The 22,479-nt window shown below is 72.5% G+C and carries 25 protein-coding genes; 15 read left to right on the top strand and 10 right to left on the bottom strand.

Features of this window, described 5'->3' with window-relative positions; translation table 11 throughout:
* Positions 1-201 precede the first annotated feature (201 nt).
* Both J2S66_RS33060 and J2S66_RS33065 read left to right on the top strand, forming a co-directional pair.
* Positions 202-1,089 carry an SDR family NAD(P)-dependent oxidoreductase gene (locus J2S66_RS33060; RefSeq protein ID WP_310312496.1) on the top strand — a complete coding sequence of 296 codons (888 nt, stop codon included), beginning with the start codon at positions 202-204 and terminating at the stop codon, positions 1,087-1,089.
* An 87-nt stretch (positions 1,090-1,176) separates the two neighbouring features.
* Positions 1,177-2,148, top strand: coding sequence for a hypothetical protein (locus J2S66_RS33065; protein ID WP_310312499.1), 972 nt, complete (start codon positions 1,177-1,179; stop codon positions 2,146-2,148).
* Positions 2,149-2,387: 239 nt separating this feature from the next.
* Here the strand turns inward: J2S66_RS33065 and J2S66_RS33070 are convergent, their stop codons facing one another.
* Complete coding sequence (locus J2S66_RS33070; RefSeq protein ID WP_310312502.1) at positions 2,388-3,227, bottom strand: chromosome partitioning protein ParB; 840 nt, start codon at positions 3,225-3,227, stop codon at positions 2,388-2,390.
* Positions 3,217-3,909, bottom strand: a complete 693-nt coding sequence (locus J2S66_RS33075) for a metallophosphoesterase family protein (RefSeq protein ID WP_310312503.1) — start codon at positions 3,907-3,909, stop codon at positions 3,217-3,219. The genes J2S66_RS33070 and J2S66_RS33075 overlap by 11 nt, the downstream gene beginning before the upstream one ends.
* A gap of 99 nt (positions 3,910-4,008) precedes the next feature.
* Between J2S66_RS33075 and J2S66_RS33080 the strand changes: the two genes are divergently transcribed.
* Positions 4,009-5,103, top strand: a complete 1,095-nt coding sequence (locus J2S66_RS33080; protein ID WP_310312506.1) for a DUF2332 domain-containing protein — start codon at positions 4,009-4,011, stop codon at positions 5,101-5,103.
* 156 nt (positions 5,104-5,259) lie between these two features.
* On the opposite strand, the gene corA is transcribed toward J2S66_RS33080, so the two are convergent.
* Entirely contained in the window at positions 5,260-6,336 is a 1,077-nt protein-coding gene (gene corA, locus J2S66_RS33085) for a magnesium/cobalt transporter CorA (RefSeq protein ID WP_310312509.1), read from the bottom strand.
* Positions 6,337-6,630: 294 nt separating this feature from the next.
* On the opposite strand from corA, the gene J2S66_RS33090 reads away from it, so the two are divergent.
* Complete coding sequence (locus J2S66_RS33090) at positions 6,631-7,134, top strand: MaoC family dehydratase (protein WP_310312512.1); 504 nt, start codon at positions 6,631-6,633, stop codon at positions 7,132-7,134.
* 54 nt (positions 7,135-7,188) lie between these two features.
* Complete coding sequence (locus J2S66_RS33095; RefSeq protein ID WP_310312515.1) at positions 7,189-8,274, top strand: DUF2332 domain-containing protein; 1,086 nt, start codon at positions 7,189-7,191, stop codon at positions 8,272-8,274.
* 14 nt (positions 8,275-8,288) lie between these two features.
* On the opposite strand, the gene J2S66_RS33100 is transcribed toward J2S66_RS33095, so the two are convergent.
* Positions 8,289-8,702 carry an NUDIX hydrolase gene (locus tag J2S66_RS33100; RefSeq protein ID WP_310312517.1) on the bottom strand — a complete coding sequence of 138 codons (414 nt, stop codon included), beginning with the start codon at positions 8,700-8,702 and terminating at the stop codon, positions 8,289-8,291.
* A 143-nt stretch (positions 8,703-8,845) separates the two neighbouring features.
* Here J2S66_RS33100 and J2S66_RS33105 point away from each other — a divergent pair, with 143 nt between their 5' ends.
* The 5 genes from J2S66_RS33105 to J2S66_RS33125 are packed head-to-tail and all read left to right on the top strand — an operon-like array spanning position 8,846 to position 11,673.
* Positions 8,846-9,004 (top strand): hypothetical protein, encoded by a 159-nt coding sequence (locus J2S66_RS33105; RefSeq protein WP_170185132.1) that lies wholly within the window; start codon positions 8,846-8,848, stop codon positions 9,002-9,004.
* Positions 9,005-9,041: 37 nt separating this feature from the next.
* The gene (locus tag J2S66_RS33110) at positions 9,042-9,602 is read left to right on the top strand and encodes a PH domain-containing protein (protein WP_306745949.1); all 561 of its coding nucleotides are present in this window, start codon (positions 9,042-9,044) and stop codon (positions 9,600-9,602) included.
* A 14-nt stretch (positions 9,603-9,616) separates the two neighbouring features.
* Positions 9,617-10,474 (top strand): PHP domain-containing protein, encoded by an 858-nt coding sequence (locus J2S66_RS33115; protein ID WP_310312526.1) that lies wholly within the window; start codon positions 9,617-9,619, stop codon positions 10,472-10,474.
* 46 nt (positions 10,475-10,520) lie between these two features.
* On the top strand, positions 10,521-11,360 hold the full coding sequence (locus J2S66_RS33120; RefSeq protein ID WP_310312529.1) for a RecB family exonuclease: 840 nt from the start codon (positions 10,521-10,523) through the stop codon (positions 11,358-11,360).
* 10 nt (positions 11,361-11,370) lie between these two features.
* On the top strand, positions 11,371-11,673 hold the full coding sequence (locus J2S66_RS33125; protein WP_310312531.1) for a hypothetical protein: 303 nt from the start codon (positions 11,371-11,373) through the stop codon (positions 11,671-11,673).
* A 43-nt stretch (positions 11,674-11,716) separates the two neighbouring features.
* Here the strand turns inward: J2S66_RS33125 and J2S66_RS33130 are convergent, their stop codons facing one another.
* From J2S66_RS33130 to J2S66_RS33140, 3 genes are all read right to left on the bottom strand, one after another.
* The gene (locus J2S66_RS33130) at positions 11,717-12,589 is read right to left on the bottom strand and encodes an alpha/beta fold hydrolase (protein WP_310312535.1); all 873 of its coding nucleotides are present in this window, start codon (positions 12,587-12,589) and stop codon (positions 11,717-11,719) included.
* Positions 12,590-12,623: 34 nt separating this feature from the next.
* Complete coding sequence (locus J2S66_RS33135; protein WP_310312538.1) at positions 12,624-13,961, bottom strand: Rv3212 family protein; 1,338 nt, start codon at positions 13,959-13,961, stop codon at positions 12,624-12,626.
* A gap of 433 nt (positions 13,962-14,394) precedes the next feature.
* Positions 14,395-16,083: a DEAD/DEAH box helicase gene (locus J2S66_RS33140; protein ID WP_486374920.1), complete on the bottom strand. Its 1,689-nt coding sequence runs from the start codon at positions 16,081-16,083 to the stop codon at positions 14,395-14,397.
* 353 nt (positions 16,084-16,436) lie between these two features.
* Here J2S66_RS33140 and J2S66_RS33145 point away from each other — a divergent pair, with 353 nt between their 5' ends.
* Together J2S66_RS33145 and J2S66_RS33150 are read left to right on the top strand one after the other, a co-directional pair.
* Positions 16,437-17,114, top strand: coding sequence for a ferritin-like fold-containing protein (locus tag J2S66_RS33145; protein ID WP_310312546.1), 678 nt, complete (start codon positions 16,437-16,439; stop codon positions 17,112-17,114).
* Positions 17,115-17,156: 42 nt separating this feature from the next.
* Positions 17,157-17,387, top strand: a complete 231-nt coding sequence (locus J2S66_RS33150; protein WP_184927778.1) for a DUF3107 domain-containing protein — start codon at positions 17,157-17,159, stop codon at positions 17,385-17,387.
* A gap of 129 nt (positions 17,388-17,516) precedes the next feature.
* On the opposite strand, the gene J2S66_RS33155 is transcribed toward J2S66_RS33150, so the two are convergent.
* The gene (locus J2S66_RS33155) at positions 17,517-17,822 is read right to left on the bottom strand and encodes a DUF4873 domain-containing protein (protein WP_310312550.1); all 306 of its coding nucleotides are present in this window, start codon (positions 17,820-17,822) and stop codon (positions 17,517-17,519) included.
* Positions 17,822-18,544 carry a TetR/AcrR family transcriptional regulator gene (locus tag J2S66_RS33160; RefSeq protein ID WP_310312553.1) on the bottom strand — a complete coding sequence of 241 codons (723 nt, stop codon included), beginning with the start codon at positions 18,542-18,544 and terminating at the stop codon, positions 17,822-17,824. The genes J2S66_RS33155 and J2S66_RS33160 overlap by 1 nt, the downstream gene beginning before the upstream one ends.
* 75 nt (positions 18,545-18,619) lie before the next feature.
* Between J2S66_RS33160 and J2S66_RS33165 the strand changes: the two genes are divergently transcribed.
* Positions 18,620-19,519, top strand: coding sequence for an AurF N-oxygenase family protein (locus tag J2S66_RS33165; RefSeq protein WP_310312556.1), 900 nt, complete (start codon positions 18,620-18,622; stop codon positions 19,517-19,519).
* Between the two features lie 31 nt (positions 19,520-19,550).
* Positions 19,551-20,459, top strand: a complete 909-nt coding sequence (locus J2S66_RS33170) for an alpha/beta fold hydrolase (RefSeq protein ID WP_310312558.1) — start codon at positions 19,551-19,553, stop codon at positions 20,457-20,459.
* Between the two features lie 249 nt (positions 20,460-20,708).
* On the opposite strand, the gene J2S66_RS33175 is transcribed toward J2S66_RS33170, so the two are convergent.
* Entirely contained in the window at positions 20,709-21,356 is a 648-nt protein-coding gene (locus tag J2S66_RS33175; protein ID WP_306745961.1) for a TetR/AcrR family transcriptional regulator, read from the bottom strand.
* Between the two features lie 138 nt (positions 21,357-21,494).
* On the opposite strand from J2S66_RS33175, the gene J2S66_RS33180 reads away from it, so the two are divergent.
* Entirely contained in the window at positions 21,495-22,478 is a 984-nt protein-coding gene (locus J2S66_RS33180; protein WP_310312561.1) for an alpha/beta fold hydrolase, read from the top strand.
* The last annotated feature ends 1 nt before the right edge of the window (position 22,479 follow it).

Raw genomic sequence — 22,479 nt, forward strand, 5'->3', positions numbered from 1 at the left:
ACACTACTGGGCGTTACTGACCTGCCGGGATCATCGGTCGGGACGAAGTGCATGGGCCATTCAGCGCATCAAACGCGCACCTGGGCGCTTTAGTGGCGCTGCACCCGGTGGCGATCCCCACCCTTGGTCGAAGGCGGGGCCGACCACGACCGAATGGAGTCGGGGCAGGGGAGTCCGCCGAGCACAGAGAAGAGCGCTGAGATGGGGATTCTTGACGGCAAAGCAGTGGTGATCACCGGAGCGGGCCGGGGGCTGGGCGAGGCGTACGCGATGCACGCGGCGCAGGCGGGCGCGGCCGTCGTCGTGAACGACGTGGACGGCGACCTGGCGGACCAGGTCGCCGAGCACATCCGGGCTTACGGGGGACGGGCGGTGGCCAGCGCGCACACCGTGGCCGACCCCAGCGAGGCGGAGAAGATCGTGGGAATGTGCCTGACCGAGTTCGGTCGGGTCGACGGCCTGGTGAACAACGCCGGCCTGAACTACGAGAGCCGGCCGTGGGAGGACGACCCGGACACGATCCGACGGACCGTCGAGGTGAACCTCCTGGGAGTCATCTACACCGGCATGGCCGCCATGCGGGCGATGCGCGAGCAGGGCGGCGGTTCCATCGTGAACATTTCCTCCGGTGCCTTCCTCGGGCAGCGGAAACTCGGCACGTACTCGGCGACGAAAGGCGCCGTGGCGTCGTTGAGCGCGTCGTGGGCGCTCGACCTGGAGAGCGAGAACATCAGGGTGAACGCCGTCTGCCCGGTCGCGCACACCCGAATGGTGTGGAAGTCGGAGCGCTCGCTGCGCGCCATCCCCGCCGACCGCACCCCCGGCAAGGTCGCGCCGCTCGTGCTGTTCCTGCTCAGCGACGACGCGGCCGGCATCACCGGGCAGGTGGTGCGGTGCAACGGCCGCCAGCTCCACCTCATCGGCCACCCGTACTTCAAGCAGCCGATCCTGGAGAGCGACGCCTGGGACACCCCGTCGGTCAAGCGCGCCTTCGACGGTGTCCTCCAAGCCCACCTCGAACCGTACGGCCTGGAGAAGCGCATGCCGCCGCGCCTGCGCGAACTCGTGGAGCCCGGCCGCACGGCGTGACCTGGTCGGGGGGAGTGCCGCGGGCGTTCCCCCCGATCACCCGATGAGCGGTCCGCGCAGGTCGGGAGGGGTGTCACCATGGTCGTCATGGCCGCGCGCACGCCCCGCGTCACGGATTGGCGACTGGTGGTCCAGTCGCGGCTGTCCCGCGTGCGCGCCGACCTCGCCGCCCTCGGGCCGCCGGACCCCCTCGACCAGGAGGGGCAGCGGTGGCGCGAGGTCGCCGAGGTGGAGGCCGCCGTGGTCGAGGACATGATCACCCGCGAGGAGCCGCGCCGGCGGGCCGTGGCGTCCTGGTGGTCCGGGTGGCACATCGAACGCGCCTGGCGGTCGCTGCACGAGGCCGAGATCGCGACCGTCGCGGCGGGCAGCGGGTTCCTCGGGCGGCTGCCCGGCCTCAAGGCGCGGGTCGCGGAGAACCTGGACGAGGACGACCCGCGGCGCGTCGCCCTGGAGGAGATGCGGCCGGGGGAGTACCCGCTGCCGATCGAGCGGGAGCTGGTGGTCGACGCGCTGCGCGCCTCGTTCGACAAGTCCGACTTCGCGCACGCCGGATCGCGGGCGCTGCGCAACAAGCTCATCGCCACGTCCGTGGTGCTGTTCCTGGTGAACACGCTGCTCGGCGTGATCGGGCTGGTCAAGCCCGGTCTCGTGCCCATGTGCGTCGGCTCGGAGCGGCTGCCCACGGTGTGCCCGGCGGGCAAGGTGGCGGGCGGGGCCGACGTGTGGCTGGTGCAGGTGCTCGGCGCGTTCGGCGCGGTGCTGTCGGCGGTCGTGCTGCTGCTGCGGCGGCGGCCCAGCCTGTCCCCGTACGTGATGGTCGGCTACCAGGCGTTGATCAAGGTGCTGCTCGGCGCGGCGCTCGCCGTGGTCGGCATCCTCGCCCTGGGCGCGGGCGTGACCACGGGGTTGATCGGCGTCGCGTCCCAGGCGGCCCTGCTCCTGTGGGCCGTCATCCTCGGCTACGGCCAGCAGGTAGCCACCCGCCTCCTGGACAGCTACACCGACCGCGTGATGGACCAGGCCCGCCCCCTCCCCAAACTCGAATCCCCCCGCTGACCCCCGAGAGCCCACCCCCCAGGTCCCGCGAGTCGTACGTCCAGGTCCCGCGAGTCGTACGTCCAGGAGCTGTGAGTTCTACGTTCGAGCCTCACGGCGTTAGTCCCGAATGTAGAACTCACAGCTCCTGAGCGTTGAACTCTCGGGACCTGGACTTACGACTCGCGCGGCCTGGACGTACGACTCGCGGGACCTGGACGTACGACTCGCGCGGCCTGGGCGTACGACTCGCGGGTGGGTCAGCGGCGGGCCCGGAGGGTGGTCATCACGTCCGGGTCCCAGCGGTGGGTGCGGATCAGGCGGTAGCGCTCGGCCGCCACCCACAGGTAGGCCTCGGTCTCCGTGCGGTCGCCCACCAGGTCCGCCTGGCGCAGCATCTCCACCACCGGCACGTACTCCTCCGCGTACCAGCGGGCCGCGACCGAGGCGCGGTCCAGGAAGCGGCCCTCGTCCTGCATCAGCCGGAACCCCCACGCCTCCACGTGCTCACCCAGCTCCGCGTAGTCCCACGGGTCCGACAGCGCCACGGCCGCCCGCGCCCGACCGCCCAGCGGCACCCGCTCCAGGAACAGCCGCCGGTAGTCCTTCACGATCAGGTCGCCGCGGTGCCGGATGCCGTGCGCCGCCACCCGCGTCAGGACCTCCGTCACGTAGGCGTCGATGACCTCCAGGCCCAGCGCGTGCGCCACCGACACCCGGTGGTGCCCGTCCTGCACGAAGTGCAGGTCGCCCACCCGGTACAGCTCGACCGGCGGCACCGCCTCGCCGCGCCGCTGCGCGATCGCCAGCCGCTCCCAGCGCGCCCGCACGCGTGCCGACGTGGGCCGGAACCGGCGGTCGAAGTCGCGGGTCCGGTCCACGCTGCCCACGATCGAGTCGAGCCGGACGGTGCACAGCCCCAACCGCTTCTCGCCGACCACGCCCAGCGCCTCCACGACCTCGTGGAACGGCAGCGTGATGTTCACGTCGTCCGGTTCCCGCCGCAGCCACGCGGCCAACCGCGACAGCACCTGACGCCGCCGCGCGCGCTGGAAGTCGTTCTCCGCGTCGGCCCGCGGGAACCCGGTGTCACCGCGCACGCCGCACCCCCTCCCCGGGCACGGCCACGCCCGCCGGGACGTCCAGGACCTTCCAGCCGACCACGTTCACCACCCGCGTCGCACCCAGCTCCCGGTCCGGTCGCGGCACGCCGTGCGGGTGCACGTGCCCGTGCAGCATCAGCGGCGGGCGCAACCGCCGCACCGCGTCGTGCAGGCACGCGAACCCCCGGTGCGGGGCGTCCGGCTCGTCGCCGCACCCCAGTGGCGGGGAGTGGGTGAGCAGCACGTCGACGCCGCGCCCGTCGCGCAGCCGCCGCCACCGGGCGAGCCGCAGCACCCGCCGCAGCCGCCTGGCCTGCTGCCGCTCCGTCCACTGGTTCGGCCCCGCGTTGTACCGGATCGACCCGCCGAGGCCCGCGATCCGCAGCCCGGCCACGTCCACCACCCGCTCGTCGGCGTTCACGCCGCCCGCCGGTCCCGGCCACCGCGCGGGCAGGCCCGCCCGCGTCCACAGCCCGCGCACGTTGGCGTACCCGCCCAGGTCGACGTCGTGGTTGCCCGGCACGAACACGCACGGCCGGTCCAGCACCGACGACAGGTGCTCCAGGTAGTCGAACGGCAGGTCGCCGGCCGCGAGCACCAGGTCCACGTCGAGCGCGCGCACCCGGTCGGTCCACAGCCGCTCGACCACCTCGTCGGACACCGCGAGCACCTTCGGCACACGACGAGCGTAGGCGCTGTCCGCGCAGGTGACACCTCGTCGGTGAAAGGGTGAAATGCGCCGGCGGTCCTTCCGCCGCGCGGGGGGAGTCGGGCTAGCGTGACAGGGGTGCTCGCCGAGCTGTTCCTGGACGCCGCCCGCTCCTGCCGGACACACAGCCCCCTCACCCACGCGCTGCTCGTGAGGGCGGCCGACGACCTGGTCCGCGGCGGGATCACCGCGCGGGTGATGGCCGGCGCCGAGTGCGACCGCCAGGGCAGCGTGCCGGGCCTGCGGTTCGCGAGCGCCCTGCACCGGCTGGTCCTGGAGGGCCGGGCGCCGACGCTGGCCAGGCACTACCCGACCGCGGGCGGCACCCCCGACCTCGGTGCCCTGTGGGACGACGCCCTGCCCGTGCTGCACGAGCACACCGACGAGCTCCAGGCGGCGATCACCAGGACGTTCGTGCAGACCAACGAGCCGGGCCGCAGCGCGCCCCTGTTCGGCGGCCTCCAGACCGCCACCCACCTGGCCGCGGCGCAGGCCGGCAGGCGCACGCCGTTCCCGGTCCGGTTGCTGGAGGTCGGCGCGTCCGGCGGGCTGAACCTGCGTCCGCACCGCATCGCCTACCGCGTCGACGGCGTCCGCCTCGGCGACCCCGGCAGCCCGCTGACGCTCGACCCCGGGTGGACCGGCCGGCCGGCGGTCGCCCTGGACCACAACCTGCGGCTCGTCCGCCGCGCCGGCTGCGACCTGCACCCCGTCGACGTGTCCGCGGAGGACGGCAGGCTGCACCTGTCGTCGTTCGTCTGGGCGGACCAGCCGGCCCGGCTGGAGCGGCTGCGGGCCGCGATCGACCTGGCGCTGCTCGACCCGGTGCCCGTGCAGCGGGCGACCGGTCCCGAGTGGCTGGCCGAGCAGCTCGTGCGGCCCGAGCGGGACGTGCTCACGGTCGTGTGGCACTCGGTGGTCTGGCAGTACGCCTCACCCGCCGACCGGGCCATGGGCCGGGCCGTGCTCGCCGAAGCCGCCGCCCGTGCCACGCCGATGGCGCCGCTCGCGCTGCTCGTGTTCGAACCGCGCCGCACCCACCGGCCGACCAGGTACCAGTTCCAGCTGCTGCTGAAGCTGTGGCCGGCCGGACTGTCGCTGCGGCTGGGCACCGGTGTGGGCCACGGCATCCCGTTCACCTGGGACACCAGGGCGTGGGACTGACCGCGTCCGGTCCGGTGTGGACGGTCAGGCGCCGTTGGCGATGAGCAGCGTCACCGTGGCGAGCCAGCCCAGCAGGAAGGTGAGGATCCAGAACCGCAGGTTGGTGAGCATCCGGGTCATGTCGACATCCCGTCGGAGGAGAAGGGTCGGAGGTCCTTACAGCCACTCGTTCCGGCGGAATATTCGGTACAGGGTCAGGCAGACCACGATGATCACGGAGATCACCATGGGGTAGCCGTAGCGCCAGTGCAGCTCCGGCATGTGGTCGAAGTTCATGCCGTACACGCCGACCACCATGGTCGGCACGGAGATGATCGCCACCCACGAGGCGAGCTTGCGCATGTCCGAGTTCTGCTGGAGCGTGATCTTCGCCAGCACGGCGTTGACCAGCGTCGTCAGCAGCTCGTCGAAGTTCATGACGCGCTCGGACACCTCGGTGAGGTGGTCGTCGACGTCGCGGAAGTACGAGCGCACCTGCTCGGGGATCAGCGGTGTGTAGCCCTCGGCCAACCGGCGCAGCGGCACGGCCAGCGGCATCACCGCGCGGCGCAGCTCCAGCACCTCGCGCTTCATGAGGTAGATCTGGTCGGCGCTCACCCGGCTGCGGGGCTGGAAGACCAGCGCCTCCATCGAGTCGATGTCGTCCTCGATGTGGTCGGTCACGTCGAGGTAGTTGTCGACCACGTGGTCGGCGATCGAGTACAGCACCGCGGCCGGCCCGACCTTGAGCTTGTCGACGTCGCCCTCCAGCTCGCGGCGCACCGCGGCGAGGCCCGAGTGGTTGCCGTGCCGGACCGTGACCACGAAGTCGCGGCCGAGGAACACCATGATCTCGCCCGACTCGACGATCTCGTTCGCCGCGTCGGGGGAGGCGTTCTGGATGTAGCGGACCGTCTTGAGCACCATGAACAGCGTGTTGTCGTAGCGCTCCAGCTTCGGCCGCTGGTGGGCGTGCACGGCGTCCTCGACGGCCAGCTCGTGCAGGCCGAACGTGTCGGCGACGCCCTGGATCTGCTCCTCGTCCGGCTCGTGCAGGCCGATCCAGACGAAACCGTCACCGCGCTTGCGGACCTCCTCCACCGCGTCGGTGTGCGACCAGCGGCCGGGCAGGCGCGCGCCGTCGACGTACACGCCGCAGTCCACGACGTACGCCGACAGCGGCACGGGGACGGGCAGGGCGGGGCGTTCCGGCACACGGCCTCTCAGGCCGCCGAGCGAGGGCAGGCTGCGCACGAGGAACCTCCAGTGGGGGGAGCGTCGACTCGGAACAACGACGACGGCACGTCCCCGACCGGTGGTGCTGGGCCTGTCCCGGGGAGCTACCCCCGGAGAGCGGACCCCCCGATGAGGACGCGCGAGGTACTCGCAGGATGGGGGTCGTTACTCATCGGTAGTCCTCACCTCCTCGGGTTTGCGGTCGCGGCGGTGGAGTCGCTCACAGACCGGTTGCCGAGGGTACTCCCCCGGTGCTCACACTGTCGTCCCGGTCCAACGAGAGCCGGACCACGACAGCCAACGGAGGCCGCGGTGCAGTTCGGGCGCTACTACGAGGAGTTCGAGGTCGGCGAGGTCTACAAGCACTGGCCGGGGAAGACGGTCACCGAGTACGACGACCACCTGTTCTGCCTGCTGACCATGAACCACCACCCGCTGCACATGGACGCGCACTACGCGGCGGGGACCACCGACTTCGGCAGGAACGTCGTGGTCGGCAACTACGTCTACTCCCTGCTGCTGGGCATGTCCGTGCCCGACGTGTCCGGCAAGGCCATCGCCAACCTGGAGGTCGAGTCGCTCAGGCACGTCAAGCCGACGTTCCACGGGGACACCATCTACGGTGAGACCGAGGTGCTGGACAAGACCCCGTCGAAGTCCAAGGACGACCGGGGCGTGGTCTACGTGGAGACGCGCGGGTACAAGCAGGACGGAACGGTCGTCTGCGTCTTCCGGCGCAAGGTGATGGTCCCCAAGCGCTCGTACGGCGACGCGCGCGGTGGCGAGCAGCCGGGGCGGCCCGAGCCGGTGCTCTGAGCCCGCGGCCGGGTTCGGCACCCCGGGTTCGGTGTCCTGAGTCGGAGGAGTGACGTGACCTCGTTGGACCTGGTGCGGCAGCGGCTGTCGGCGTTCGCGGAGGAGGAGGCGCACGGCGTCTCCCCGCTCTACGAGCACCTGTCCGCCCGCGCCGCGGACGACCCGGAGGTCGCCGGCCTGCTGACCGCCGCCCCGGAGCGGTTCGCCCACCCGACCCTGCTCCTGGCGGCGGCGCACCGGCTGGTGCAGGCCGAGCCGTTCCACCCGCTGTCGCGCTACTACCCGTCGCTGGGCGGCACGCACGGCCCGGACGACGAGACGTGGCCGCTGTTCCGCGAGTTCCTGCTCGACCGGGCCGACGGGGTCCGCCACCTGGTGTCCACGCGCAGCACGCAGACCAACGAGGTGCGCCGAGCCGCGCTGCTCTACCCGGCGCTGGCGCGGGTCGCGGGGCCGGTCGGGCTGCTGGAGGTCGGCTGCTCGGCCGGTCTGCTGCTGGGCCTGGACCAGTACGGCTACCGCTACCAGACCCAGCAGGCCGGCCAGCTCGTCGCGGGGCCCGCCAAGGCGGCGCTCGGCCTGCACTGCGCGCTGGAGCTGGCGCCCGGCGCGGAGCTGCCGAAGATCCCCAGGTCGGTGAAGGTCGCGGCGAAGGTCGGCCTGGACCGGGCGCCCGCCGACCTGGCCGACGAGGAGACCTACGTCTGGCTGGAGGCGTGCGTGTGGGCCGACCAGCCCGAGCGGCTGCGGCTGTTCGGCGTGGCCGCGACCGTGCAGCGCAAGTCGCCGCCGGAGTTCGTCACCGGTGACGCGGTCGCCGACCTGGGCGCGGCGGCCGCGCGGGTTCCCGAAGCGCTGCCGCTGGTGGTGATGACGAGCAACGTGCTGCCGTACCTGTCGGGGGCGGAGTTCGTCGAGGCGCTGCGCGGACTGGGCAGGCCGCTGTGGTGGCTGAGCCACGAGGGCTACGGCGCGGCCCTGGAGCACGTCCTGCCGGACCGCGCCGACCTGCGGCCGGGCGTCGGGGAAGCGGCGTTCGGCGTGGTCGGGCTGGTCCGGTTCGAGGACGGCGCGGTGCGCTCCGCCCGCGCCCTGGGGCGCACGGCCCCGCACGGCCAACGGCTGACGTGGCTCCCCTGATCGGGCGAACGTGATCAGCTCCGGGGCAGCTGCCCCCACGCTTCGAGGGTGTCCCGGAGCATCTCGGTGAGTGGGAGTGTGGCCAAGATCGCAGCGGTCACCCACCGTGCGTCAACAGCGTCGTCGCCCGGTCGGAGGGTGCCGGATCGCACCTGGCAGGCGTAGTCGTGGATCTCGTAGAGGCCCCGCGGGCCCGGTCGGGTGACAGATCCGATCAACGCCCCGACGGTCACGGAGAGTCCCGTTTCCTCCTCCAGTTCCCGCACAACTGCGGTCTCGTCGGATTCGCCCTGCTCCACTCGTCCGCCGGGGATCGACCACAGTCCCTCACCTGGGGGATTGCCGCGACGCACGAGCAGCAGTCGCCCTGTCGGGTCATGTGCGATACCGCCGACGCAGCGGATGCGAAGGTCCCGTTCAGCCGTCACAGTTACTCAGTGTAGTCACCCCGGGTTGGCGGTGCAGACCACTGCCCCGAGTGCGGTACAAATCTCCCGAGGTGCCGCCGGGTGCGGTACAACGGTTTTCACTGGCGCCAAACGGGTGCGGGTAGCGAACGGGGTTGATCACCGTGAATCTGAAGAAGATTCTCACTTTCGCCGGGGTCGGCTTGGTCCTGTTCTTCCTGATCGCCGAGCCCCAGCAAGCGGCTCAGCTGGTGCAGAACATCCTGGGCACGCTCCGGGAAGCCGCTGAGGCGCTCATCACCTTCGTGAAACAATTGTTCTGAGTCGCCCGGCTCCTCCACCCGGCGAGAGGTCGAAGGCATGTTCGCACCACGGGACCCCGACGAGTACCTGCTCCCCACGGAGCGTCGGGTCATCCGGGTACGCAGGCACTGGAGCTACCTGCTCTGGGATCTCCTGGAGGCGGGGGCGCTGCTCGCGGGCGCCATGATCATCTCCTACCTGCTGCCCGACAACGCGGGCATCATCCAGAACATCCTCTGGTATGCCTCACTGTTCGTGCTGCTCAGGCTGGCCTACTTCGTCATGGAGTGGTGGGTGGAGCGGATCGTCGTGACCGACAAGCGGTTCATGATCTCCTCGGGGGTCTTCGAGACCAAGGTCGCCATGATGCCGATCAGCAAGGTCACCGACCTCACGTACGAGCGGACGGTGCTCGGGCGCATGTTCGGCTTCGGCACCCTGGTGGTGGAGTCGGCGGGTCAGATCCAGGCCCTCAACCGGATCGAGTACCTGCCGAACCCCGAGGAGGTCTACGACGCCATCTCGGAGCTGACCTTCGGCGACAAGAAGGCGCAGGCGGAGCGCTTCTCGATGATCAAGGCGCAGCGGGCGGCGCGCGGCAAGAAGATGGTGCCGTAGTAGAGACTGGGCGGGTGCGAATCGACCTGCACACCCACTCGACCGAGTCCGACGGCACGGACACGCCCGCGCAGCTCGTGGCGGCGGCAGCCGCCGCGGGCCTCGACGCGGTCGCGCTGACCGACCACGACACAGCCGCCGGCTGGGCGGAAGCGGCCAACGCGCTGCCACCCGGCCTGCGGCTCGTGCGCGGTGCGGAGCTGTCCTGCGCGTCCGACGACGGCAGTGGGCGTCGCATCACCGTCCACCTGCTCGCCTACCTCTACGACCACACGTCGCCGGCCCTCGTCGAGGAGCAGCTGAGGCTGCGCCTGGAGCGGCGGCAGCGGCTGCGCGTGATGGCCGAGCGCATGGTCGAGGACGGCTTCCCCATCGACCCCGACGAGCTGATGGCGGCCATGCCCGCCGACGCGCCCGCCGGACGGCCCCACCTGGCGATGGCGCTGATCCGGGCCGGCGTCGTCACGTCGGTGGACGAGGCGTTCGCCCGCTACCTCACCGGCGGCCGGTACTACGTGCCGCGCACCGACACGCCCGTCGCGCGCGCCATCGAGATGATCTCCGAGGCGGGCGGCGTGACGGTCCTCGCGCACCCCTTCGCCTCCTCGCGCGGCCCCATCGTGTCCGAGCAGGTCGTCGCCGACCTGGCCGCGCTGGGCCTCGGCGGCGTCGAGGTGGACCACCCCGACCACGACCCCGCCACCCGTGCCCGCCTGCGCGGACTGGCCGGCGAGCTGGGGCTGCTCACCACCGGGTCGAGCGACTACCACGGCACCAACAAGACGGTGGAACTCGGCGCGGAGACCACGTCGCCCGACGTGCTGGACGCCCTCGCCGACCGCGCGACCGGGTGCAAGGTCATCGTCGGTTGAGGTAGCCGCGCGGATTCCGTCGGTGCCCCTCTGTAGCTTGGGGTGCGTGCAGGAGCAGCTGGGGTTCGACTTCGGGGCGATGCCCAAGAAGCTGGTGAAGGTCACACCGGCCAAGCTGGCGACGTGGGCCGACTGCCCGCGCCGCTTCCGCATGGCCTACCTCGACCGGCCGACACCCCCGCGTGGTGGCGCGTGGGCGCACAACACCCTCGGCGCCGTCGTGCACAACGCGCTCAAGGCGCTGTTCGACCTGCCCGCCGACCGCCGCACCCCCGACCAGGCCGTCGCCCTGCTGCACCGCCAGTGGAAGGACGACGGGTTCCGCGACGCCGACCAGGCCGCCACCTACCGCGACCGCGCCGAGGGCTGGCTGCGCGACTACGTCGGCGACCTCGACACCTCGATCGAACCCGTCGGCATCGAGCGCTGGGTGTCCACGCCCACGTCCAGGATCGTCGCCGAGGGACGGGTCGACCGCATCGACCTGCGCGCCGGCGAACTCGTCATCGTCGACTACAAGACCGGCCGCCACGCCCTCACCACCGACGACGCCCGCGGCTCCCTCGCGCTCGCCCTCTACGCCCTCGCCGCCCGCCGCACCCTGCGCAAGCCGTGCCACCGCGTCGAGCTGCACCACCTGCCCACCCGGTCGGTCGCCGTGTGGGAGCACACCGACGAGAGCCTCGCCCGGCACGTGACGCGCGCCGAGGAGTCCGCCGACGACATCGGCCTCGCCACCGACACCCTCAAGGCCGGCGGCGACCCGGAGATCCTGTTTCCGCCCCGCACCGGCAACCAGTGCACCTGGTGCGACTTCCGCCGCTCGTGCCCCGAGGGGCAGCAGGCGGCGCCGACACTCGACCCGTGGGCGCTGCTCGCGCCGTAGAGTTGACCGCGTGACGATGGTGGAGAGCAGACCCGAACCGCGCCTCGCCAGGCTGTGGCGCGGAGTCAGCGGCGCGCTCGCCGTCGGCCTCGCGCTGCTGGCCCTGGCCATGATCGGCGTGCAGGTCTACGCGAGCGTCCACGACCTGCCCGGCCCCGGCCTCGACGTGGTCCTCGGGCACGTCGCCGCCGCGACCGCCGCGGTGGTCGCCCAGGTCGTCGCCGACCGCAAGCGCGGTGCGGTCGTGGCCGTGTGCGGCCTGGCCGTCGTGCTGCTCGTCGCGGTGACCCTGTGGTTCTTCTGGTGGGCCTGAGCCCCGGCTGGGCCTGAGCGGTCGACCGCGCGGTACAGGCGGCTCAGGACAGCCAGGACCGCCACGTCGGCAGCAGCGTCGCCAGCAGGGCGTCCGGCGCCTCCGTGTTCGGGCTGTGCATCACGCCCGACAGCACGGCGAAGTCGGCGTCCAACCGCTCGGCCATGTCCCGCTGGCTCGCCGCCGACCACGCGTCGTCCTGGTCGCCGCACACCACCAGGCACGGCACGCCCGACGACCGCAGCGCCCGGGCCAGCTTCGCCACCAGGTCCGGTTCGCTGCGCAACGCCTCGCCCATGCCCAGCAGCGCGGCGGGGGACGAGCGCACGAACCGCTCCCGGTAGAAGTCCTTCAGCTCCCGCGACATCGACCGCCACCGCGGGTTCATCGCCTGCCGGGCCTCGTTGACCTGCTGCGACGCCTCCAAGCCCTGCTCGCGCAGCACGACCTCGCCGTAGTCCAGCGCGGTGCGGCGCGCACCCGGCGGCAGCTCCGACGGACCCGACGCGAGCAGCGTCAACCCCGACACCGGCGCGCCCGCGAGGACCGCGCCCCGCGCCACCAACCCGCCGTAGGAGTGGCCCAGCAGCAGCACCCGCCTGCCCTCGGCGGCCAGCTTCGCCACCAGGTCGGCCAGTGCCGCGCCCAGCGCCGCCGGCCGGTACTCGGCCTCCGCGACCGGGCCCACCGACTCGTACTGGCCGGGCAGGTCGATCGCGACCACCTCGATCCCCGCGTCGGAGATCGGGTCCACCAGCGGCGCGAAGTCCTCTTTGGACCCCGTGTAGCCGGGCAGCAGCAGCGCCGTGGCGCCGAGGTCGCGCCCCGCCGCCGGGGCGCGCAGGGCCGCGACGGGACCGTGCCGGCCGGGCAGGTCCACGCGGTCCGCGCGGTGCGGGCTGAACTGCGAGTGCACGCGGCAAGTCTGCCGCACTCGCGGCCGGCGCGCGTTACCGGAGCGCGACGAGCGTGTCGCCCCGCTGCTCCAGCACCACCGGACCCTCGGTCGCCATCTCCACCGGCCCGCGGTAGTCGCCCCGGTCCACCGGGATCTCCGCGACCTGCCCGCCGCTGACCTGGTCGACCACCTTCAGCCCCGTCGGCGTCGGCACCAGCAGCTGGCCGGCGAGCGTCGTGCCCGCGCCCAGCGTGCCGTCCACCACCCACAGCGGGGCCAGGTCCGCCGACGACAGGGCGATCGTCTTCGAACCGGTGAACCAGTAGGTGTTCGCGGTGCTGGTGAACGTGGGGACGACCCGGCCGGGCGGGTCGCCCTCCAGTTCGGCGGCGGTCACGTCGACCGCGTGCTCCGACACCAGGCCGCCCGTGTCGGCGTCGAACACGACGAGCTTGCCCGGCATGGCCACCGCGACCCGGGTCGCCGTCACGGCCACCACGCGGGTGCCCTTCTCGCCGACCACCGTCGTGCTGATGACCTGCGGCTCGTCGGACTTCTCGGGGTTCGGCTTGAGGACCGTGAGGCGGTCCGACGGGTCCTGCGAGTAGCAGCGCTCCAGCACCGCCACCTTGCCGCCGGTGACGGCGAACGAGCCGTAGGTGCAGTCGGGGCGCGGCTGCTTGCCGGCGTTCACGATCGCGCGCAGGCGGCCGTACTCCATCGAGCGGACCAGGTCGTCGCGCCGGTAGACCTCGACGAACGACTCGCCGGTGGTGAGGACGTGCGAGCCCTCGTTCAGCAGGCGGGTGCCCAGTTCGGCGTCACCGTTGCGCTGCGGGCCGCGCTTGCCGGACGCCGCTTCCAGCGTCGTGACCTCGGAGCAGTTGGTGTCCTTGCGGTGGACGGCGAACACCCGGCCCCAGGCGGTGGAGACCGTGCACAGCGGCCAGTCGCGGGCGTAGCGCCACCGCACCTCGCCGGTCCGCGCGTCGCGGCCGACCACCTCGCCGCCGTCGCCGGTGACGACCACCGAGTCCAGGTTCACCGGGACCGGGGTGGCGCTGCTGGGGGCGCGCCAGCTCTCGGCCAGCGACGGGGGCAGCACGGTGACCGGCTGGAGCGGGTTGACCTGCGAGGAGCCGACCTGGCTGACCGTGTTGCGGGCGTCCGAGGTGAACCAGACGACCAGCGAGGCGACGACGGCGACCACGGCGACCACGGCGACGCCGACGAAGTCCCCGGTCGTGCGCCAGGAGCGCTCGGGCAGCGGCTCGAAGTCGTCGTCGCGGCCCTCCCCGTCCTCCTGGGTGGCGCTCTCGCCGGGCTCCCGCAGGACGTCTTCGTCCAGCACGACCTGCCCGTTCGACTCCGCCTGCTCCGGCTGGCCCACTGCCCGGCTCCCCGATGGTCGGTGATCACGTGCGACTCGTTCAGGCGACATGCTCCCACCACGGGGAAGAGGTCGGTGTGAGGCCGTGGTCCGGGACCGCGCGGGCGGTCGCGTCCGGCGGGCCGCGCGGGGCGGGCACGGGTGTGACGCGGCGTGTGGGCACGGGTGTGGGCGCGGGGGTGCGCCACCCCGGGCGGGCGTTCACCGGGGAGGGGCGGGGCAGCCCCTCCTTCGATCCTGTCCGCGGCGACTCCCGCACGTGGCCTGGAGTGCGTCGCCGGGGTGGTCTCGGCGGTCCGATTCTCTCAACCGATAACCGTAACGGCGTTTCCGTACATCGAGCGGGCCGTGATCACCCGATCGTGTCTCCACCCCGGTCGGGCAGCGGCTGCGTCGGCCGGCTGCCCTCCTCGGGGGAACCTGCTCGGGGAAGCTACTCGGACGCGGGGGCGTCCGCCGCGTCCGCGCTCCCGGTGGCCGGGCGGCGGCGGCGACGCCTGCGGGGGCGAGCCGGGTCCGTCGAGTCCTCCGACGCGGACGGGGCCGACGCGGACGAGGCCGACTGGGCGTCGGAAGCGGGCTCGGCCGAGCTCTCCGCGGCGCCGGTCCCCGCGCCCTCGGTCGCGGTCGCGGTCACGCCACCGCGGCTGCGGCGACGGCGACGGCTGCGCGGCGCGGACGACTCGTCGTCGGACGACGGCGAGGACGAGGGCGACGAGGGGCTGGACTTGGGCGAGGTCTCCTCGACCTCACCGTCGTCGCCGCGCCCGGTCCGCCGCCTGCGCCGCGACTTCTTCTCGCCCTTCAGGTTCTCCTCGGGCTCCGCGTCCAGGCCGGCGCGGGTGCGCAGGCCCAGCGGCAGGCGCCCGGTCGAACCGGACGGGATGTCGAGGTCCGTGAACAGGTGGTCGGAGGTCGAGTACGTCTCCACGGCCTCCGGCTTGCCCAGGCCGAGGGTGTCGCTGATCATCTTCCAGCGCGGCTCCTCGTCCCAGTCCACCAGCGTCACGGCGACGCCCGTGCGCCCCGCGCGGCCGGTCCGGCCGATGCGGTGCACGTAGGTCTTCTCGTCCTCCGGGCACTGGTAGTTGATGACGTGCGTGACGCCCTCGACGTCGATGCCGCGCGCGGCCACGTCGGTGGCGACCAGGACGTCGACCTTGCCGGAGCGGAACGCGCGCAGCGCCTGCTCGCGGGCGCCCTGGCCGAGGTCGCCGTGCACGGCCGCCGCGGCGAAACCGCGTTCGACCAGGTCGTCCGCGACCTTCTGCGCGGTGCGCTTGGTGCGGGTGAAGATCATGGACAGGCCGCGCTCGCGGGCCTGGAGCATGCGGGCCAGCAGTTCGGTCTTGTCCAGCGCGTGCGCGCGGTAGACGAACTGCTCGGTGCGCTCGTGGATGGCGCCCGCGTCGTTCTCCTCGGCCCGCACGTGCGTGGGCTGGTTGAGGAACGTCCGGGCGAGCGTGATGATCGGCCCCGGCATGGTCGCCGAGAACAGCATGGTCTGCCGCTCGTCGGGCACCATGCGCAGGATGCGCTCGATGTCGGGCAGGAAGCCCAGGTCGAGCATCTCGTCGGCCTCGTCCAGCACCAGCCCGCGCACCTTGCCGAGCACGAGGTGCCGCTGCTCGGCGAGGTCGAGCAGCCGGCCGGGGGTGCCGACGACGACGTCCACGCCCTTGCGCAGCGCCGCGATCTGCGGCTCGTACGGCCGGCCGCCGTAGATGGCCAGCACGCGCACGCCGAGGTGCTTGGCGGCGTCGGTCAGGTCGTGGGTGACCTGGAGGCACAGCTCGCGCGTCGGCACCACGACCAGCGCCTGCGGCGTGCCGTCACCCGGCACGGTGATGCGCTGGAGCAGCGGGATGCCGAAACCCAGGGTCTTGCCGGTGCCCGTGCGGGCCTGGCCGATGACGTCGTCGCCGGCCAGCGCCAGGGGCAGCGTCAGCTCCTGGATGGCGAACGTGCGGTGGATGCCGGCCTCGGCCAGCGCGCGCACGATCTCGTCGCGGACGCCCAGCTCGGCGAAGGTGGGTGCGTCGGGCTTGACCGGCGCGTCGGCCACCAGCGGGTGCGAGACGTCCTCTTCGGGGACGCCCGCCTCGCTGTGCTCCAGTTCCACCGGGTCGATGTGCGTGTCTTCGTTCGTCGCGGTCAGGGTGATCGCCTCTCTCGTACCAGCGCGCACGGCCTGTACGGGCCGCTCGACCGCGTCACCGCCACTCGGCCTGCGAAAGAGGACCGGGCGGGTCGCGGGAGGGCCAGCGAGGTGTGTGCGCGCACCCTCTCCTGGCGGCACGGTGCCGCCGCAGTTCAGCCTTCGGCACCGCTGCGAGCCCCCACTGGGCCGCGCCGCGCCGGGCGTCGAGTAGCGAGTCTACCCGGCAGCTAGGCCGATCGTGGTGCAACGACCTCGTCGGCTGCGGGTTCACGTGCGCGGGGTGTCGTGGAGGACACCCGACTAGGCTCGCCGCCATGAGCGACGCGGAGGCCGGTGGGGCTGTGGTGGGGGGTCGGGTGGCCGAGGGGGTCGTCGACCTGATGGGTGCGCTGGCCTACGGCGAGCTGTCGGCGTTCGACCGGATGGCCGAGGACGCCCGGACGGCGCCCACGCTGGCCGGCCGCGCCGCGCTCGCGCGGATGGCCGCCGCCGAGATGGGCCACTACGCGCTGCTGGAGGCCTACCTGGCCGAGCGCGGTCACTCGCTGGAGGAGGCGATGCGGCCGTTCGCGGCGGGCTTCGACGCCTTCCACGCCTCCACGGCGCCCAAGTCGTGGCCGGAGTCGCTGGTCAAGGCGTACGTGGGGGACGGCTTGGCGGCCGACTTCTACCGCGAGGTCGCCGAGTGGCTCGACGAGCCGACCAAGGAGCTGGTGCTGGCCGTGCTGGCCGACACGGGGCACTCGGCGTTCGCCGAACGCGAAGTCCGGGCGGCCTGCGCGAGCGACCCGAAGCTGCGCGACCGGCTCACGCTGTGGGGGCGCCGGCTGCTCGGCGAGGCGTTGACGCAGGCCCAGTACGTGGTGGCGGAGCGGGACGGGCTGGCCGAGCTGATCGTGCGCGGCTCGGGCGACCTGGCGGGCATCGCGGCGCTGTTCCGGCGGCTCCAGCAGAGCCACACGCGGCGCATGTCGGCGCTCGGGCTCGGCTAGGGTTGGGTTCGAAAGCCGTCAAACGCGTGCACGGAGGTCAGCGTGGAGGTCAGGGTCGGCATCGCGGACAGCCCGCGGGAGCTCGTGGTGTCCAGCGGTCTCACCCCCGAGGAGGTCGAGTCGCAGGTCGCCGACGCCCTCAAGGCGGGCACCGGGCAGCTCGTGCTGGTCGACCAGAAGGGTGCCCGCTACGTGGTGCCCGCGGCGCGCATCGCGTACGTGGAGATCGGTCCGAGCGACGCCCGCAGGGTCGGCTTCGTCTCCGGCGACTGAGGTCGTCGGTCCGGGACACCGGAAGGGGCACCCGATCGGGTGCCCCTTCCGCCGTTTCGGAGGTTCTTGCCGGCGGTCGTCGGCGGGGGATCGCCGGCTGGAATCGTCGCCGGGAATCGCCGGTGGGGCTCAGTCGACGGCGAACGGCGGCGTGGACGTCCCCGACACCCGGTAGCGGGACCACGGGTCCGGGTCCGTCAGCGACCCGGTCGCCGAACCGGTGGGGGTGCGCAGCAGCGCGGTCCGCGCCCCACCCTCGACCAGCGCCGTGACCTCGTCGTTCGCGGCGATCCGGCCGTACCAGTGATAGCGGCCGTCGATGGGCTGGAAGAAGCCGCGCAGCTCGACGTCGACCGGCACCTCACGCCGGTCGAACACGAGCACGGCGTCGCCCCGGTACCCGTCCTCGTGGTGCTCCCGCTCCTCCGGTGGCATCACGCCTCCCCGGCGTCGACCAGCCGCAGCCGGGGTTCGTCGGCGGAGAAGTCGGCGACCAGCGGCGCGTCCGGGTCGAGTTCGACGCCCGCGGACCGGAGCAGGCCGTCGAGGGCGTGCCAGATGATCTCGGTCAGGTAGCCGCTGAGGCTCGCGCGGGTCATCGACTGCCGGTCGAGCCACCAGTCGCCCGCGTTCTGCACCATGCCGACCAGGGCGTGCGCCCACGGCTCGGCGCCGCCGGAGTCCATGCCGAACGCCCGCAGGTAGTCGCCGAGCAGCCGGGCCAGGGCGTTGGCGATCATGGTCTTGTCCTCCGTGACCACGTCCTGCTCGACCGGGCGGTCGGTGAACGACTTGCGCACCACGAACCGGTACAGGTTGGGGTGCTCCTCGATCACCGACAGGTAGGCGTCGACGATGCGCTTGATGCGCGCGCGGATGGGGCCGTCGAGGCCGATGGCGGGGCCGAGCCGCTCCATCAGCATCTCGGTGCCGCGCTGGCCGACCGCCAGGTACAGGTCCGACTTGTCGGCGAAGTGCCGGTAGAGCACCGGTTTGCTCACGCCGGCCTCGGCCGCGATCTCGTCCATGCCCACGTCGGGGCCGTGCTGGGCGACCGCGCGGATCGTCGCCTCGACGAACTCGGCGCGACGCGCCTCGCGGTGACCCCTCCACCGCTCGCGGCGCGCGTCCGTCCCGCCCTTGACAGTTCGAGCCATGTGACGCACGCTACCAGAAGTAACTGTTACCTGTAGTAGCAGTAACCGGGAATGACACCACCGGGGAGGGGTTCGATGACGAGGGCCTTGAAGGTCGCGGACCGCGAGAAGACCGCGGAACGGCTGCTCAACTCCTCGGCGGACAGGTCCTACGACCCCGAGGTGGACATCGACTGGTCCGCGCCCCTGGTGGACGGCCTGCGCTACACCCCCGAGCACCGCTGCTCGCTGTACGGCACCGCGCTGTGGGAGCGGATGAGCCCCGAGCAGCGGGTCGACCTGTCCCGGCACGAGGTCGCGAGCATCGCGTCCGTCGGCCTGTGGTTCGAGGTCCTGCTGATGCGGATGCTGCTCAAGGAGGTCTACCGGTCCGACCCGACGAGCAGGCACGCGCAGTACGCGTTGACCGAGGTCGCCGACGAGTGCCGGCACTCCACGATGTTCGCGCGCCTGGTCGAGCGCATCGGTTGCCCGCCCTACGGACCGCGCCGGCACGCGTACCAGCTGGGCAAGCTGCTGCCGGTGATCGGCTACGGGCCCGCGCTGTACGGCTCGATCCTGGTGGCCGAGGAGGTCCTCGACCGCCTTCAGCGCGAGGCGATGGCCGACGAGGGCGTGCAGCCGCTCGTGCGCATGGTCAACCGCATCCACGTGCTCGAAGAGGCCCGGCACGTGCGGTTCGCGCGCGAGGAGGTCGTGCGCGGCATGGCGGACCTCAGCCGTCGGGAGCTGCCCTACCAGCGGTGGCTGATCGCGAACACCTCCATGTTCGTCACCCGGTCCCTGATTCACCCGGACGTGTACGCGGCGGTGGGGCTGAACCGGGACGAGGCGCACCGGGCCGCCCTGGGCAACCCGCACTGGCAGGGGTCGTTGCGGTGGGCGGGCGAGCGGATCATGGCGTTCCTCGACGAGGTCGGCCTCGTCGGCAAGCCGGGGATGGGCGCGTGGCGCCGGTCGTTCCTGGTCGGGTGACGGATCGGTGAGGGATCGGGTGACGGGGTCGATGAAGGTCCGGACGAGGGGGACGCGGGTGGGAGCGCCCTGGGAGGCGGCTGTGCGGAACCGGTTCGTGACGTCCGACGGCACCGCGCTGCACGTCGTGGACACCGGTCCGCGCGACGCCGGGGTGACGACCGTGCTGCTGCACGGCTGGACGCTCGACCACACCTCGTGGGACGAGGTGGCGGCGGCGCTGCCCGGTCGGGTGCTGCGCTACGACCACCGGGGGCACGGCGGCTCGGCGCCCGCGCCGGTCGGCGGCGCCACGATCGCGCGGCTCGCCGACGACCTCGCCGAGCTGCTGGAGGACCGCGTGCCGACCGGGCGGGTCGTGCTGGCGGGGCACTCCATGGGCGGGATGACCATCATGGCGTTGGCCGAGCAGCGTCCCGACCTGCTGGAACGCGTGGCGGGCGTGGCGCTGGTGGCGACGTCGTGCGGTGAGCTGGCGGGGTCGACGCTGGGGCTGCCGGACGCCCTCGGGCGAGCGTTCCTGGCCGGCGAGAAGGCGATGAACCGGCGGATCGCGGCGTTCCGGCGACCCGAGCTGCTGCGGCGCACGGAGGTCGTGCGGCCGGGGCTGAGGTGGCTGCTGTTCGGCGAGCGACCGTCGTGGGCGCACGTCGCGCGCACCGCCGCCATGGTCGGCCGCTGCCACCCGGTGAGCATGGTGGCGTTCCGCGACTCGTTGGACGAGCACGACCGGCGCAAGGCGTTGGCCGAGCTGGCGGGGATTCCGTGCGTGGTGCTGTCGGGGGGCGCGGACCGCCTCACCCCGCCGCGCCACGCCCGCGTGCTGGCCGACGAGCTGCCGCACGCCGAGCTGGTCACCTACCCCGGTGCGGGCCACATGCTGACGCTGGAGCGCGCGGCCGGGGTCGCGGCGCACATCACCGCCCTGCACTCGACCTGAACGCAGAACTCACGGCTCTCGAACGTAGAACTCACGGCTCCCGAGCGTTGGACTCTCGGGTCCTGAACGTTGGACTCTCGGGTCCTGGACGTACGACTCTCGGGTCCTGGACGTACGACTCGCGGGGCGCGGACGTACGACTCGCGGGGCGCGGACGTACGACTCGCGCGAGAGTCCGACGTTCGGGACCCGCGAGTCGTACGTTCGGGAGGCTTGAGTTCTGCGTTCGGGTGCCTTGGGCGGGGCGGGTCAGTGCTGGAGGGGGAAGCCGCCGCCGATGCCGCGCCACGCCAGGTTCGAGATCAGGGAGACCGCGTCCTCCTTCGCGAGCTGGCGGTCGTCGGCCAGCCAGGCGCGGGCGGTCACCTGGGACAGGCCGACGAGGCCCACGGCCAGCAGGCGGGCCCGGTGGGGGTCCAGGCCGGTGTCGGCGGTGATCGTCTCGGTGATCGCGTCGACGCTGTCGGTGGTGGCCCGCTCCACGGCCTGGGCCACGGCCGGCTCGCCGCGCAGGTCCGACTCGAAGACCATGCGGAACGCCTGGCCCTCGCCGTCCACGAAGTCGTAGAACGCGCCGACCGTCGCCTTCACCCGCTGCTTGTTGTCCGTGGTGGACGCGAGCGCGGTGCGCACCCGGTCCACCAGCTCGTCCACGTGGGACTCCAGCAGCGCCATGTACAGCTCCAGCTTGCCGGGGAAGTGCTGGTAGAGCACCGGCTTGCTGACGCCCGCGCGCTCGGCGATCTCGTCCATCGCCGCGGCGTGGTAGCCGTTGGTCACGAACACGTCCTGCGCCGCGGCCAGCAATTGGGCACGCCGGGCCGTGCGGGGAAGTCGAACACCCCGTCCCGCAGCGCCGCCGTGGTGCCCGACCGCAGTCTGGGCCGTCTCCGTCATGGTGCCTCCAGCCAACCAATCATCGCGGAACCGAAAGGGGGGTGCCCCGCCGGCTCGTCGGCAACACTACTCGCTGGTAGCAGCCTCACGGGAAAAGCTTCTCGTTTCGCGAGACGCCCCAGCAGGCATCCTGGTGGGGTGACCCAGACGCAGGAGCCGACGAGAACCTCCATCACCCACGTGCCCCTGTCCACCTCGCCGCTGCCTCCCCTGGACACAACGATCGGACCGTGGCCGGGTGACTGCCGGGAGGTCGCGGGCCACCGGGTGCACGTCCGCCACACCCCGGGCGACACCAGCGAGAAGGCCGTCTACGTGCACGGACTCGGCGGTTCGGCGACGAACTGGACCGACCTGGCCGCCCAGCTGTCGAACCACGCCGAGGGGCACGCGCTGGACCTGCCGGGCTTCGGCCGCTCCGAACCGATCCACGGCTACGACTTCCGGATGACCACCCACGCCGAGGTCGTCATCGAGTACGTCGAGTCCCTGGGCGGTGGTCCCGTGCACCTGCTCGGCAACTCCATGGGCGGCGCGATCACGCTCATGGCCGCCGCCAAGCGCCCCGATCTGGTGAAAACGCTGACCCTGGTGTCACCGGCGGTGCCCGACCTGCGGCTCAGCCTGCGCCGGGTGTCCGACCGCCGGCTGCCGCTCGCCTTCCTGCCGGTGGTGGGCGCGAAGGTGCGGGCGCAGCTGGCCACCCTGACGGCCGAGGAGCGCACCCGGCAGATGCTGCGGCTGTGCTTCGCCGACCCGTCGCTGGTGCCGCCGAACCGGATCGCGCAGAGCGAGGAGGAGTACGCCGAGCGCTCGGCCCAGGCGTGGGCGGGCAACGCGCTCAACGCCTCCACGATCGACCTCATCCGCACCTGGCTGGTGCCCCGGTCGAAGTCGATGTGGCTGCTCCCGCCGCGGATCACCGCGCCGACGCTGGTGGTGTGGGGCACGGAGGACCGGTTGGTCAGCGCGCGCAAGGCACCCCGGGTGGCCCGGCTGCTGCCGCGCGGCAGGCTGCTGGTGCTGCCCCGCACCGGGCACGTCGCGCAGATGGAGCGGCCGGTGTCCGTGGCGCGCGCCGTGCTGGGCATGTGGGAGTCGGTCGACCGCGGGGAGTGGTGAG

This window comes from Saccharothrix longispora (genome assembly GCF_031455225.1).
GTDB lineage: Bacteria > Actinomycetota > Actinomycetes > Mycobacteriales > Pseudonocardiaceae > Actinosynnema > Actinosynnema longispora.